We start from the raw sequence: 14,383 nt of genomic DNA, 5'->3' as shown, positions 1-14,383 counted from the left end.
CGCTCCGTCAAGGGCGAGAGCGCGTGTCGCAGCATTCGAACATTCGTGACGCGCATTCGAACACTGCCACCGGAAGTGTAGCCAGCAACGGCGTCACATACGAAAAATCTGGACCGAGATCGTGCGTCGGTCCAGATCCTCGTCGTGGTACGCAGGTGCTACTGGTCGCGAATCTCCGAGATCAGCCAGTTTCCGTCTTGTTTCTCCAGGCTCACGATGACCATTCCGGAGCGAGAGTCTGCCGCCACGCCGTTCTGCGTCGAACTGACGTTCAGTTGGGCGAGCAACTGTGCCCGGTCCTTCTCGAGTCGTGTGATCCCGATCAGCGGGACATCAGCGGTCGTTGCCGTCTGAGTTTGTTCGACACCGGCCTTCTGCGTGTCCTTGTACTGCGTCAGCTGGTCACGCATCGACTGATTCAGTCCCTGGACACCCTTGTCGAAATCGGCGTCGAACGTGTCGGGAGAAAACGTGAAGACTGCCGCCAACGCCGACGGCGTCACGCGAAGAACCTCGGCCGTGGCGCCTTCGTCCACCCAGGCGATGTCGTCCGTCTTCGCGCCGACTTTGAAGAAGGCGATGCCGGCGACGATCGCGACGATCACCGCCGCGGCCCCCAGGATCGCAACCAGGCGCCAGCTGCCCTTCGGCTGTGTGGATGTTGCCGGCGACTCCCCCGCGTCGGCCTGCGGGGCAGTGGGGGCGGCGCCCTCCGCTTCTCCCGCGGCTACCTTCGGTTCGTCTGCGGCTGTCTTCACCGGCTTGGTGAGATCGGGGCCCGGGGTGGATTCCGGAGCGTCGGTTTCCGGCTTCGGCGGCTCGGCGTCTCCGGATTCTGCCTTCGCGAGCGTCGGCTTCGCAGCCTCCGGCTTCGCAGCCTCCGGCTTCACAGCCTCCTGTGTTTCTTCTTCCGGCTTTTCGATCGTGGGCTCGACCGAATCCGAATCGGACGTCCCCGCGGGGACGTTGAGTGAACGAGCGCTTCCGGCGATCTTCGGCCGACGGTTCTGCGGGGAGGACGGTCCGCCGGTACGACGTTTGGGTGGCATTACGCGCTTCTCCTTCGAGGGATGTCGGTGTGCAGATTCGACGAACTACTGGCCACCGGAATCACCACCCTCGGTTGTCGGTGCAGGAGCACCGGATGCAGGTGCCTCGGTCCCCGAACCAGGGGCAGGCGTTGCATCAGGTGCAGGCGTGGAGCCGTCGGCCGCCGGCAGAGTGCCGGAGCCGAGATCGAGTCGCGATCCGATCGGATCAGCTGACTGCGCCTTCCAGACCCCGTCGACCTCGACCATGCCCAGCCGCATGCCGAGCTGATTCTTGACGAACTGATTGCCCTGCGTCGTGGTCACTCGAACGACGACCAGAGCCGTGGCGGTCCGGTCATCGGTGTTGAGTTCGGTGAGCGCGGACTGAACGACTTCGGTGTCAGCCTTCGAGCCCGAGTTACGCAACTCGTCGGTGATGGAATCCTGAACGGTCTGCAGGTACGTCGTCATCTCGTCACCGGTCACCGAAGAACGCATGTTCTCGATCGACTGGTCGAGATTCGCCGAATCCGCGTTGTTGAGGTTGATCGCGACTTGCTGCGCACCGACCAGCGCGTCGTCACGCATCTCGGCGGTAGTGCGGTCGGTGGTGAGCGCCCGGACGTACGGGACGCCGAACACACCGAGCGCAACCACTGCCGCCAGAAGCAAGACACCGACCGCAATCAGAGACGCTGTCAGCCCCTTCGGTCTACCGGTTGTCGGCGCTCCCGATTCGACTTGCTCGGGCCCGCTGGACTGCGGGGAACTGTTTCTCTGAATCACACTCACTACCCTACTTACCTGTTTTGCCCAGCCTCTGGCCGCGAATCGTCAACTGCCACAACTCAGTAGCCTGAACTGCACAAACTCGATCACATTCGGATCGGTCTACTTCGGTGTCACTCCGAGCAACGGCGCCAACTGCGTCGCGATCGGGTTGAGGTTCAACTTGTCCGGATCGACCTTCGGCTTGAAGTCCCAAGGCTGGATCGTGTCGGGATCGGCGTACACCACGCGGTTGGCACTGCGGACGCCCGTCTCGCTGCCCAGCGGCGTCTCACACGACGCCGCGGTGTTGAGTGGGAAATCCTGCTGCGTGTCGTCGAAATTGGGGTTCTGACGCTTCATCTCGTCCAGGATTGCCATGGTGCCTTCGTAACCCACCGTGCACGAGAGCGGATTGTTGGTCTCCAGCACCAAGCCCTGATGGACCGTTCCGTCGCCGGGAGCAACCGTCGGTGCGGCAGCGGCGAGGCCGGGAAGGAAGATCAGGAACGGCTGCAACGCGATCGTTCGCGGTGCAAGCGTTTTGGTGGTGGCCGCCAGGTTTGTCAGGTCGGTCGTCAGGCTCGGACCACCCTCGTTGATCAGGGCGCCGATCTGATCGCTCGCCGGGATGCCGTTGTCGATCAAGCGTCGGATATCCGGATCACTGGTCCGCAACTGCGCCGTCACGGCATCGAGATCGGTGCTGAACTGCTTGATCGCGGAGGACTGATCCGACTGTGTCGTCAGTACCGTCTCACTGTTCCGAATCAGCGCGAGCGTCTGAGGCAGAGTGTCGAGCCCGGACTGCGAAAGACCGGACAGTGAATCGGCCAGGACCTGAATGTCCTCGCCCTTGCCGTTGAACGCTGCACCGAGTTCGACGGCGACGGTGTGGAGTGCGTCGACCGGCACGGACTTGACCAAGCCGTTGGCACTGGTCAGCACATCCTCGATCGGGATCGGAGTTGTGGTGTCCCCCAACGCGATCACCGAGCCGTCCTCGAGGAACGGTCCCTGATCGGTATCGGGCTGGAGGTCGACATACTGCTCACCGATGGCGGAGCGGTTAGCCACGACGGCACGGGCCGATGCAGGAATCTCCGGAGCACTGTTGTCGATTTTCAGGTCGACCTGAATTCCGTCCTCGGTCAACGACATGTCGCCCACTCGCCCGACCGGCACGCCGCGATACGTCACTTCGGCGTTGGTGAAAATTCCACCGGACGTGGCCAATTCGGTCTTGACCGTGTACTGCCCGAACCCCATGAGGTTGTCCAGGCGCACGTACTTGGCGCCGACGTAGATGAGACCCAGGAGCGCAACCACGACAAAGCCGACGAGCTGCCATCTGACCAGAGCTGATCTCACTGTCCATCACCGCCGATTCCGAACTGTTCCAGCATTCCCTGGATGGGGTTGAGTGGGTTCGCCGCGGGCGCCGGCGTTGCCGGATCACCCGCTGTTGTGGCGGGAAGCCCGGCGACAACGGGAACCTGCGGAAGGATCGGAGCGATCGGCAGCAGTGACACCGTCGGCCAACCCGGACGCGGGCCGTTTCCGTTGTAGTACGGGTTCGACGGATCGACTACCGGCTTGGGATTGCCGAACTTCGGCTGACGGTATTCCGGTTCGCCTTGTCCGACACCGAGACCCGAGAGAGTATTGCCGATCTGCAGGTCGACACTCAGGAAGAGGTTCACGGAACCACCCTGTGCAATCTTCTCGACACCGTCCGGGAACGGGAACGTCGGCAGGAACGGAAGTGCCCCGACGAAGTCGTCACCGGAGTCTGCGAGCGCCTGCAGCGTCGGACGCAGAGCCTGAAGATCGGCGATCAGATCGTCCTTGGACTGCGTGAGGACGTCGGTTCCCACTGTTCCGAGTCGATCCACCTGAGCGAGCATCTGAGTCAACTGCGGACGCTGCTCGTTGAGAACCTGTGTCGCAACGGGGAGTTCCTCGAGAATCTTCCCGATCTTCTCGTTCTGATCGTTGACGCGGGTCGAGAGCACATCCAGGCCGTCGAGCGCGCGTGTGATGTCGTCACGCTGCTCGTTGAGTCCGCCGATGAGTGTGTTCGCCTGCTCCAGAAGGCTTCTCGTCTTGCCTTCGCGACCGTCGAACGCGGCACCGAGTTCTTCGACGATGGGTTGCAGCTGGCCCACACCGCCGCCGTTGAGCAGCAGCGACAATGCGCCGAGAACCTGCTCGATCTCCGTGGCGTGGCGAGTGCGATCCAACGGAATCAGGTCTCCGTCGGCCAGCTTCGCAGAGTCCGGTCCGGACGGCGGGGCCGACAACTGGATGAACTTCTCGCCGAGCAGGTTGGTCTGCTCGACCGCGGCAATTGCGTTGGCGGGTAGATCAACCGACGAGTCGAGGATGATACCGACGTCCGCGGTCCATCCGTCCGGTCCGACGGACACGTCGTCGACGCGCCCGACGGGAACACCGTCGACCTTCACAGCGGACTGCGGAACCAAGTCGAGCACGTCGTCGAACTGAATGGTCAAGTGCATCGGATCGGAACCCACATCGGGACCGCCGGGAAGCGGGACCGCGTAGATGCCCTCGGACGAGCAGGCGGTTGCCGAGATCAGGACGGCGCACAGTCCGGCGCCGACTATCAATGAACGCTTCACTCGCCCTCCCCGTTTCCACTGTTGAGTCGCGGTGACACGACGCCAGGCACAGTGCCCGGAACTACCTGCATCTGACGTTCGGATCCGGCGAGGATGCCGAAGGGAAGATTCAGTCCTGCGGCCTGATTCGCTGCATCGGTCATCGCGGCGACATTTGCACACTGGTCGATGGCCGGTTGCATCTGCCGTCCCAGCGCCTCGAATCGCGGATCACCGGGCAACAGCTTGCCGAGGTCCATCAACTTGCAGAGCACCCCGGCCGGGTTCTGCAGATCGGGGAACGCCAGACGTGAAGCCAGCACACCTGATTCGGCGTCGTAGGAGTTGACGAGGTTGGAGATCGCCAGCGGAAGCATGGTGAGCGTGTTGGCGAGCGCTTCCTTGTTGTTCGCCAGTGTCTGTGTCGGTTCGACGAGTCCCTCGGTTGTCTGGACCAGTTGATCACGGTTGTCGGCCACGAACTTCGCGACGTCGCCGAGAGCAATCGACAGCTGATTCAGGGCGGCGCCGAGGTCGTCGCGTTCACCCGCCAAGAACCCGGTCAGATCCGACAGCTGAGTGTTGAACTGACGCACCTGCTGATCGTTGGCCGCGAGTGCGCCCACGAAAGTATCCAGGTTCTTGATGGTCAGCGAGATGTTGTCACGCGAATCATTCAGCGTCCGAGCAGCATCCGAGAGGTTGGTGATGCTGTCCCCCAACGCTTCGCCGTTGCCCTCGAGGTTGGCCGCACCGGTCTCGACGAAATCGGACAGCGCGCCGTTCTTGTTGGCACCCTCAGGGCCGAGCGCCGACGCGAGTTCGTCGATGCTGGAGTACAACTGGTCGACCTCGACGGGCGTCGCCGTCTTCTCGATCGGAATTACTGCACCGCTGGCCATCTTGTCGCCACCGGTGAAGACCGGGGTCAGCTGGATGTAGCGGTCGGCAACCACCGACGGCGTGATCTGAGCGGCGCTGGCACCGGCGGGGATGTCGATCCCACGATCGACACGCAACTCGACCTTGACCTGGTCTCCCTGAGGTTCGACAGATTCGACGGTGCCGACCTTCACTCCGAGAACACGAACGTCGGACCCGTCGTAGATACCCACCGACTTGTCGAAGTAGGCGGTGATCTTGGTGGTACCGGCGCGAGTGAACACCCACCACAGCGCACCACCGATCACGAGTAATCCGATCAGAACAGCAGCGATGATCGCGATCGAGCGCTTCTTGGAGCCGCTTCCGGCTTCGGCGGTATCAGCCATCAGTTGCCTCCCAACGTACGAACGGGGTCACGGTAGCCCGGAATATCCGGCAGACCCGGCGGAAGGAGGTTCACGACGACCTGGTCGAACCAACGGCCGTTGCCGACCACGTTGGCGTACAAGCGAATGAAGGGTTCGTAGAGCTTCAGTGCCTTGTCCAAGTTCTCGTTGTTGGCCTTCAGGATGTCGATGACGCCGTTGAGCTGCGTCAGCGCGGGCCCGATTGCCGCCTCGTTGTCACGAACGAGACCGGTGAGCTGCTGAGAGACGCGCTGAGTTCCGGTGAGCAGCTGCGAAATCGCCTGCTGGCGATTGTTGAGCTCCTGCACCAGCAGTCCGCCGTCCCGGATCAGCTGGGTGAATTCCTTGTTGCGGTCAGCAAGAATCTGCGACGTCTTCCCGGTGGCGGCGAAGAGCTTCTGCAGGTCCTGATCGCGACTCGCGATCGTCTGCGACAGCCGACTGACACCGTCGAGCGACGCGCGGACATCGCCAGGTGTCTCGGAGAATGCCTGGGACAACGTCTCCATGCTCTTCGCCAACTGGTCGGTGTCGATGTCGCCGACCGTGTCCGCTGCGGCCGAGAAGGCCTGAACGACGTCGTACGGAGACGTGGTGCGCTCGAGCGGAATCCGGTCCTTGGGATCGAGGTTGTCGGTTCCACGCGGATCGAGTGCTAGGTACTTCTGTCCCAGAATCGTCTTGATCTGAATGGACGCAGAGGTTTGATCTCCCACCCACGCGTCGCTGACCTTGAAGTCGACCAGAACACGGTCACCGTCGAGATCGACGGAAGTGACCTTGCCGACCTTCACGCCGGCGATACGAACCTCGTTACCAGGCTTGAGTCCCGCAGCTTCGGAGAACTCGGCCGAATAGGACGAGCCTGCTCCCACGAACGGAAGTGAATCGAGGAAGAACGCGGACAAAGTGGCCAACAGCACCACGAAGATACCGATGGCTCCGGCCATTGCCGGACTGCGACGTTTGCTCATCGACCTTGCAACTCCCTCATACCGTCTTGAGTGCATCGCGTGGCCGCGTTGGTGTAAATCGGCTGATTGACCGTCGGCAGGCCGGTGGGCAGATTCAGCGACGCAGACTGTCCTGGACCGGCAACGATGTCGATTCCGCACAGGTAGAACTGGAACCAGGAACCGTAACTCGCTACGCGAGCAAGCTTCTCGAGCTTGACCGGCAAGGTTTCGAGCACCGCGTTCACGTCGTCACTCCGACGGTTGAGGGTGGTCGCCAACGTGTTGAGAGCCGTGATCGAACCCTGAATGGACGGCCTTGTCGGCTCGAGCAGGTCGGCCGTCGCGTCGGTCAGGCCCGCAAGTGAGGTGACGGCCGAACCGACCACGCCACGCTCGTTGGCCAACCCGGTGACGAGTTGCTGGGTGTTGACGATCAGTGAATCGAGGTTCTTGTCGTTCGCGTTGACGGTGTCGAGAACGTCGTTGAGGTTCTTGATCACCGCCCCGATGACGGCGTCCTTGTCCGCGACGGTGTTGGTCAGGCTCGCGGTGTTGCGCACGAGCTCGCTGATGGTGCCCGATTCGCCTTGGAAGACCTGGATGATCTGGTACGACAGCTTGTTGACGTCGTCCGCGCTCAGGGTGGTGAACAGCGGCTTGAAGCCGTTGAAGAGCGTCGTGAGATTGACTGCCGGGCGCGTCTGGGACAGCGGCAGGGTATCGCCGCCGGTGATCTTCTTGCCCTGGCTGCCTTCACCTTGCGAGAGCGAGATGTATCGCTGCCCCACCAGGTTGCGGAACCGGATGGTGGCAATGGAACTGGCCGGCAACCAATCACGGTCGGATACCGAGAACTGAACCTCGGCCTGGTTGTCGTTGACGATGGCGATCTTCTCGACCTGGCCGACACGAACACCGGCGATGCGGACCTCGTCGCCCTCGTTCAACGACGTGACGTCGGAGAAGACGGCGTTGAACTTGGTGCCGCCACCACCGCCGAGGTTGGCGATGCTGGCTGCCAGCAGTCCTGTCGCCAGGACCGTCACCACCACGAAGATGATGAGCTTTGTCAGCGGAGCTGCGAGTCCTCTCATTGGACGCTCACCTCCGCACCTGCGAATGCCGGAGCGCTGACCATCGTGGTCCACGCCGGAACATCGTCCGGCGCAACACCGTTGGCCTGTCCGTAGATCACCTTCAACGTATCCTCTTCGAGTTTCGAGCCCGCGTAGCCGGCCTGCTGAGCAGGACCGCTGTTGTTGGTCGAGAACAACTGAGGTCCGGAGCCCTCGGGTGCAGGCAGGAATTCCATGGTGGCGGGACCTGGATTGCGGGAAGGAACCTGGTAGGAACCGTCACCGTACGAACCGCCGGGGTACTGCGGGAACGGACGACCGGGCTCGGTGACGTTGTCGTAGCAAACCGGGCCGCGGTTGTCGACGAGTCGTGGCTCGTCCTGGTTGGGCAGGTAGCGACCCTTGGGGTTCACGATCTGAATACTCGCACGCACACCAGGATTGGGCGCGTCGGTGGACAGGATCTTGGCAGCTTCCGGAGCGGTGTCCGAGAAGCCCTTGAACGTGCACCCGAAGGTCGGTGAGTACTGAGCCAGAAGCTGGAGAGCTTCCTTAGAATCCGCAGCGAGCGTGATGATCGAGGACGAGTTCGCTTCGAGGAAGGCTGCGGTGTCCGACGATGTCACGGTGAGCGACGCCAGCAGTGTCCGCAACTGGTCCTGCTTCTGCACCACCGTGTTACCCGTGGTCCGCAGATTGTCGAGAGCGTTGATCAGATCGGGCGCTGCGTCCGAGTACGTCTGGGAGAAGTCCGCGAACTTGCGCAGATCCTCTTGCACCGCGGGCAGCTCGGTGTTGACGCCGCGGAAGATCTCCTCGAGACGATCGACCGTCAGACCGAGCTCGGCGCCGCGCCCCGTCAGACCCTGCGCGAGAGAACCGAGAGTGTTCGCCAGATCCTGCGGCGGAATGGCCTGCAGAAGTGGGAGCAGCCCGTCCAGAACGTCGCCGACCTCGACAGCATTGCCGCTCTTGTCCTGGTGGATCACCGTTCCCGCGGAAATCGGGGTCGCGGTGGTTCCCTCCGGAATGATCAGGGAGACGTATCGCTCACCGAATAGCGTCTTCGGAAGCAGACGCGCCGTGACATTGGACGGAATCAGATCGGCCTTGTCCGGCTCGATCGCGAGGACCGACGTGACCTGGCCGTCTTTCGTCGACGCGGACCGCACCTCGCCCACAAGCAGCCCACGAACCTTGACGTCAGCGTTGGGTGGCAAGGCATTTCCGACGGTATCGGTCACGAGGTCGATCTTCACGACGTCCTTGAACGTCTTGTTGAAGGTTCCGATGGTGAAGGCCAAGAACAAGGCCAACACCACGAAGAACACGAGTCCGAGCACACGGCGGCGCAGGACTGACGGAGCCTCGATCATCCGGCCACCCTCACAGTCGTCGTGGTTCCCCAGATAGCAAGGCTGAGGAAGAAGTCGAGAACGGCGATCGTCACGATTGCGGCGCGAACAGCGCGGCCGACGGCCACACCGACGCCTGCGGGACCACCCGAGGCATGGAAACCGTAGTAGCAGTGGATCAGAATCAGCACGAAGGCGAAGACCAGGACTTTCGCGAACGAATACAGCACGTCCTGCGGTGGCAGGAACAGATTGAAGTAGTGGTCGTACGAGCCAGTCGACTGCCCGTTGAACACCGTACTGATCACTCTCGAGGCGAGATACGCCGCGAGTAGACCCACGATGTACAGCGGGATGACGGCGACGAAGCCGGCGATCATGCGCGTCGTGACCAGGAACGGCACCGACGGAACTGCCATGACCTCCAGTGCGTCGATCTCTTCGGAGATTCGCATGGCACCGAGTTGCGCGGTGAAACCACAACCCACCGTGGCCGAGAGCGCAAGAGCCGCAACGATCGGAGCGATCTCACGGGTGTTGACGTAGGCGGAGAGGAAGCCGGTCAGAACCGAGCTTCCCAACTGCTCGAGAGCTGCGAAGCCCTGCAGACCGACGACGACACCGGTGAATCCCGACATCATCGCGATGACGCCGATCGTTCCGCCGATGACTGCGAGCGCACCGCTACCGAACGTCACTTCGGCGAGTAGCCGAAGCGTCTCCTTCCGATACCGGTGCAGGGTGCGCGGAGTCCACGCGATGGCGCGCGCGTAGAACGACATCTGCTCGCCTGCGCGGTCCAACGCGTTCACTGGAATTCTGGCAACTTTGCGGCTCTTCAGCAGGAACTGATCGCCGCGGCCTCGTGCGATGGTCATTTAGGTCAAGATCCCTTCGCCGGCACGATCTGGAGGTACACCATCGTCAGAATCAGATTGGCGAAGAACAACAGCAGGAACGTGATGACGACGGCCTGGTTCACCGCCTCACCGACGCCCTTCGGGCCACCGGATGGGTGGAGTCCCTTGTACGCGGAGATCACACCAGCGATGACACCGAACACCGCGGCTTTGATCTCTCCGCTCCAAATGTCCGGTAGCTGGGCAAAAGCTGAGAACGACGAGATGTAAGCACCGGGGTTACCGCCCTGCAGGATGACGTTGAAGAAGTAACCACCCGCGATACCGACCACGGACACCAGTCCGTTGAGCAGCACAGCGATCAGCACCATCGCGAGTACACGCGGAACCACCAGGCGCTGAATCGGATTGATTCCGAGGACTTCCATCGCGTCGATCTCTTCGCGAATGGTTCGCGAACCGAGGTCGGCCGTCACGGCCGATCCGGCCGCACCGGCGACCAGCAACGCTGTCACCAGAGGGCTACCCTGCTGGATCACCGCCAGGACGCTGGCAGCGCCGGTGAACGATTCTGCACCCAACTGCTTGATCAGCGAACCGGTCTGCAGTGAGACGACGGCGCCGAAAGGGATGGCTACCAATGCCGTCGGCAAAATTGTCACGCTGGCGATGAACCAGGCCTGCTCGATGAACTCACGGAACTGAAATGGACGCCGGAACGTATTCCTGACGACGTCGACGAACAGTTCGACGATGTTTCCGGCCTGAGTTAATGCTCCGTTGACCGGACTCAGAACCGAGTTGCGGGTAACCCCCATCCGATATGCCTACCCTTGCCCGTGTGTCGTGTTTCCGTAGGGATCGCCCTCGTATGCAGGAATGACCTGCGTGTCTTGCGAGTTGTCGTTCCACTCCCCCTGATAGCCGCTCGCGTCGGCGTACTGGGGATCGTACTGCCCAGTTCCGTCAACCTCGTCCAGGCTGTCCTGAATTGCCGCCTGAGCGTTAGCTGGGAGGGTGTGCATGATCTGGCGGACGCGCTCCTGGCGACGACGAACAGCCTGACGCTCGGGGTTTCCGGGGGTGGCCTTCATCTGCGGCACGATGCCCTCGACGTCGTCGACACCACCAGCGTGGTGACCGGCGTCGACGAGCGCCTGCTCGTGCGCCATCTGAGCCTCGTCCTTCTCCTCCGACATACCGATCGGACCGATCATCGTTCCGTTCAGGAACTGCTTGACGACGGGTTCGTCCGAGGTGAGCAGCACCTCGCGAGGACCGAACATCACCAACTGACGACGGAAGAGCATGCCGATGTTGTCCGGCACCGTACGTGCGAGGTTGATGTTGTGCGAGACGATCAGAATCGTGGCGTCGGACTGGGCGTTGATGTCGATCAGCGTCTGGCTGATGTACGTCGTACGCACCGGGTCCAGACCGGAGTCAGGCTCGTCGACGAGGATGATCTCGGGATCGAGCACGAGTGCACGCGCCAGACCGGCACGCTTGCGCATACCGCCGGAGATCTCACCGGGAAGCTTGTCCTCGGCGCCGACCAGACCCGTGAGGTCCAACTTCTCCATCACGATCTTGCGGATATCGGATTCCGACTTCTTGGTGTGCTCACGAAGGGGGAAGGCGATGTTGTCGTACAAGTTCATCGAGCCGAACAGCGCGCCGTCCTGGAAGAGAACGCCGAACAGCTTGCGGATCTCGTAGAGCTCCTTGGAGGAGCACTGCAGGATGTCCGTGCCGTCGATGACGATGGAGCCTTGTTCAGGGCGGAGCAGTCCGATCAGGGACTTCAGGAACACCGACTTACCGGTACCCGAAGGCCCGAGCAGTGCGCTGACCTCACCCGCGGGAAGTGTCAACGACACGTCCTGCCAAATCCTCTGCGACCCGAAAGACTTTGTCAGTCCTTGTACCGCTACCTCGACTCCCACCATTACCTCCGCGACGTCCGTTGCATGCATGCACCCGTGTGGGTTGGGTCACTCTATCGCATGGGAGTGGTACCCGTGACTGCGAATACTACTAACGAGTAGGGAAGAAGCATAATTCAGGTCACAGCCTAGTTCGGACACCCCTCCCACCTGCATGGATTCCGACATATCACCCGCGAAAAAAGTTCAAAAAAAGAGGGCCACTCCCCGTGGGGAGTGGCCCTCTTCGTTACTACTCGCGAAGAGCAGCGGGAAAACCGTCTTACTTGATGACGATCTTTGCGCCGGCAGCTTCGAGCTTTTCCTTGGCAGCCTCTGCGGCGTCCTTGGCAACCTTCTCGAGGATGGCCTTCGGAGCGCTCTCGACGAGGTCCTTGGCTTCCTTCAGGCCGAGGCCGGAAACGACCTCACGGACGACCTTGATGACCTGGATCTTCTTGTCGCCAGCCGACTCGAGGACGACGTCGAACTCGTCCTGCTCTTCAGCAGCTTCTGCGCCGGCAGCCGGTGCGCCTGCAGCGGCGACGGCGACGGGAGCAGCAGCGGTGACCTCGAAGGTCTCCTCGAATGCCTTAACGAACTCCGAGAGCTCGAGGAGGGTGAGCTCCTTGAACTGGTCCAACAACTCTTCGGTGCTGAGCTTCGCCATTGTGGCGGTCCTTCCTGTAAGTCCCATGTCGCTGATCCGCGACCGGGCGGGGTTATAGCAGTGATGCGCGGGTGCGGATCAGCTTTCGGCTTCGGCCTCGGCCGGAGCCTCGGTGGCAGCCTCTGCGGGGGCCTCTGCGGCTCCGCCTTCTGCAGCCTTCTTCTCCTGCAGGGCAGCGGCCAAACGGGCCATCTGCGAAGCGGGAGCATTGAACAGGCCTGCGGCCTTTGCCAAGTTGCCCTTCATCGCGCCGGCAAGCTTTGCCAACAGGATTTCGCGGGATTCGAGATCCGCGATCTTGTTGACCTCTTCCACGGACAGCGCAGCGCCGTCCATGTAGCCGCCCTTGATGATGAGCGCCTTGTTGTCCTTAGCGAAGTTCTTCAGAGCCTTCGCAGCGTCGACCGGTTCGCCCTTGATGAATGCAATGGCGGTCGGACCAACGAACAGGTCATCAAGGCCCTCGATGCCAGCCTCTGCGGCGGCACGCTTGACCAGGGTGTTCTTGGCGACGGAGTAGGTGGCACCTTCTCCGAGAGCGCGTCGCAGTGTCGTGATGTTGCCAACCGAAAGGCCACGGTATTCCGTGACCACAGCGGCGGTCGAACCCTTGAACTGCTCGGTGATTTCCGCAACTGCGGAAACCTTCTCAGGCTTTGCCATACTTCGCCTCCTCTCGTGACAGTCGTTGTCCCACTCAGGAACCGCTGCACCTCATCGGGGTGAACCCGAGAAGACACAGTCCGCGACATGCAAAACGCCCCGGCGCAAGCGCACGGGGCGTACAGAGGAAACATGAAGAAGAGGCTTACGAATCAGCATAACGATGCAACGCAAAGCAGTGCATAACCAGGCAAACTGTAGAACCACTACATCAAGCTATCCCCCTACCTCGTTCACCTACGTGGGCCGCCGGGCACTCCCGGACTTTCAACCACACTCATCACTGAGTGCAATCACCAACGGTCTTGGGTAGAACATGATTTTGGGGTGAAGTTCATATCCAGCACTGAACTCCGCGTCGAAGACTACCTGACTGCTCGCTGTATAACCAAATCGGGTTCGTCACGCGCCTATAGCCCTGGCGATCTTGTGTTCGATCTCTGCCCGAGCTCGGTCCGGCAACACCAGCAGCCCATCGAGTTCCTTGTGGGCCTTCCGATACGCACTCTGACGTTCCTGTGGCGTCGCGCCCTCGTCCATGGCCAGTCGCAGCAGACGCTGCGCCCGTACCAGGCGCTCTTGTTCGTCGAGGGTGAATCCGCTCCGTCGGCGACGCTTCGCCTCCGCTTCCGCGATCTCGAAGGCGATCGAGTACGCGTGCACCGCCTCGCGATACTCGGTTTGTGCCTGCTGGTTGCCGATCATCGTCTCCGGATTGCCTGGACGGAGCAGATCGGCACGATATTTGGCTCGATGAAAATCGGCCGTCAAAGGCTCACGCATGTCCGTCATCATCGGGGTGTCGAGCAGTGTGACCGGATCGAGCTCATATGAGAACCATCGGGCGTCGACCGCATCGTGCTGCTCGATTACCTTCGCCAGCTCTCGGCGCTGTGTTTCTTCGTCGGCGTGATGTTGTGCATTGGCCTGCGCGATGGCGACCTTGGTCTGCTGCTTGAGCCGAAAGCGCTCTTGCCGGCGCTCGATCCGCTTTTCGTTGGCAACCGCGACACCTTTCAGCGCCCCACCGATGGTGCCGCCGAAAACGAAGATCAGCCACCAAAAGTTTCCGAGGAACTGGAACGCTTCGTGCATACCCCGATGATGCCACCGTTGGACCGATACCACCGGCAGGGATCACTCCCTCCCGAAACAGACAAGAA

At 61.6% G+C, this 14,383-nt stretch carries 14 protein-coding genes; all 14 read right to left on the bottom strand.

Features of this window, described 5'->3' with window-relative positions; genetic code table 11:
• Positions 1 to 158 precede the first annotated feature (158 nt).
• The 14 genes from G8767_RS19295 to G8767_RS19230 all read right to left on the bottom strand — a co-directional run bounded on the left by G8767_RS19295 (position 159) and on the right by G8767_RS19230 (position 14,315).
• A complete protein-coding gene (locus tag G8767_RS19295; RefSeq protein ID WP_166811209.1) occupies positions 159 to 1,049 on the bottom strand; it encodes a hypothetical protein in 891 nt (296 codons plus the stop codon).
• A 45-nt stretch (positions 1,050 to 1,094) separates the two neighbouring features.
• Positions 1,095 to 1,823, bottom strand: coding sequence for a hypothetical protein (locus G8767_RS19290; protein ID WP_124568226.1), 729 nt, complete (start codon positions 1,821 to 1,823; stop codon positions 1,095 to 1,097).
• 99 nt (positions 1,824 to 1,922) lie between these two features.
• Positions 1,923 to 3,170 carry an MCE family protein gene (locus tag G8767_RS19285; protein WP_166811207.1) on the bottom strand — a complete coding sequence of 416 codons (1,248 nt, stop codon included), beginning with the start codon at positions 3,168 to 3,170 and terminating at the stop codon, positions 1,923 to 1,925.
• Entirely contained in the window at positions 3,167 to 4,444 is a 1,278-nt protein-coding gene (locus G8767_RS19280; RefSeq protein ID WP_003941859.1) for an MCE family protein, read from the bottom strand. Before G8767_RS19280 ends, G8767_RS19285 begins: the two co-directional genes overlap by 4 nt.
• Positions 4,441 to 5,694: an MCE family protein gene (locus G8767_RS19275; protein WP_095970332.1), complete on the bottom strand. Its 1,254-nt coding sequence runs from the start codon at positions 5,692 to 5,694 to the stop codon at positions 4,441 to 4,443. Before G8767_RS19275 ends, G8767_RS19280 begins: the two co-directional genes overlap by 4 nt.
• Positions 5,694 to 6,689: an MCE family protein gene (locus G8767_RS19270; RefSeq protein WP_003942053.1), complete on the bottom strand. Its 996-nt coding sequence runs from the start codon at positions 6,687 to 6,689 to the stop codon at positions 5,694 to 5,696. Before G8767_RS19270 ends, G8767_RS19275 begins: the two co-directional genes overlap by 1 nt.
• Entirely contained in the window at positions 6,686 to 7,765 is a 1,080-nt protein-coding gene (locus G8767_RS19265; protein ID WP_003941932.1) for an MlaD family protein, read from the bottom strand. Before G8767_RS19265 ends, G8767_RS19270 begins: the two co-directional genes overlap by 4 nt.
• The gene (locus G8767_RS19260; protein WP_003942007.1) at positions 7,762 to 9,123 is read right to left on the bottom strand and encodes an MCE family protein; all 1,362 of its coding nucleotides are present in this window, start codon (positions 9,121 to 9,123) and stop codon (positions 7,762 to 7,764) included. The genes G8767_RS19265 and G8767_RS19260 overlap by 4 nt, the downstream gene beginning before the upstream one ends.
• Positions 9,120 to 9,980 carry an ABC transporter permease gene (locus G8767_RS19255; protein ID WP_003941894.1) on the bottom strand — a complete coding sequence of 287 codons (861 nt, stop codon included), beginning with the start codon at positions 9,978 to 9,980 and terminating at the stop codon, positions 9,120 to 9,122. Before G8767_RS19255 ends, G8767_RS19260 begins: the two co-directional genes overlap by 4 nt.
• A 5-nt stretch (positions 9,981 to 9,985) precedes the next feature.
• Complete coding sequence (locus G8767_RS19250; RefSeq protein ID WP_003942038.1) at positions 9,986 to 10,780, bottom strand: ABC transporter permease; 795 nt, start codon at positions 10,778 to 10,780, stop codon at positions 9,986 to 9,988.
• A 9-nt stretch (positions 10,781 to 10,789) separates the two neighbouring features.
• Complete coding sequence (locus G8767_RS19245; RefSeq protein ID WP_206029546.1) at positions 10,790 to 11,911, bottom strand: ABC transporter ATP-binding protein; 1,122 nt, start codon at positions 11,909 to 11,911, stop codon at positions 10,790 to 10,792.
• 259 nt (positions 11,912 to 12,170) lie between these two features.
• Positions 12,171 to 12,557 carry a 50S ribosomal protein L7/L12 gene (gene rplL, locus G8767_RS19240; protein WP_003941857.1) on the bottom strand — a complete coding sequence of 129 codons (387 nt, stop codon included), beginning with the start codon at positions 12,555 to 12,557 and terminating at the stop codon, positions 12,171 to 12,173.
• A gap of 78 nt (positions 12,558 to 12,635) precedes the next feature.
• Positions 12,636 to 13,220: a 50S ribosomal protein L10 gene (rplJ, locus tag G8767_RS19235; RefSeq protein WP_003942074.1), complete on the bottom strand. Its 585-nt coding sequence runs from the start codon at positions 13,218 to 13,220 to the stop codon at positions 12,636 to 12,638.
• A 402-nt stretch (positions 13,221 to 13,622) separates the two neighbouring features.
• Positions 13,623 to 14,315, bottom strand: coding sequence for a hypothetical protein (locus G8767_RS19230; protein ID WP_166811205.1), 693 nt, complete (start codon positions 14,313 to 14,315; stop codon positions 13,623 to 13,625).
• Positions 14,316 to 14,383 lie beyond the last annotated feature (68 nt).

Origin of the sequence: Rhodococcus sp. IC4_135, assembly GCF_011602025.1 — a bacterium.
In the GTDB taxonomy this organism is placed as follows: domain Bacteria; phylum Actinomycetota; class Actinomycetes; order Mycobacteriales; family Mycobacteriaceae; genus Rhodococcus_F; species Rhodococcus_F baikonurensis.
This window is presented reverse-complemented; position numbering and strand designations above follow the sequence as displayed.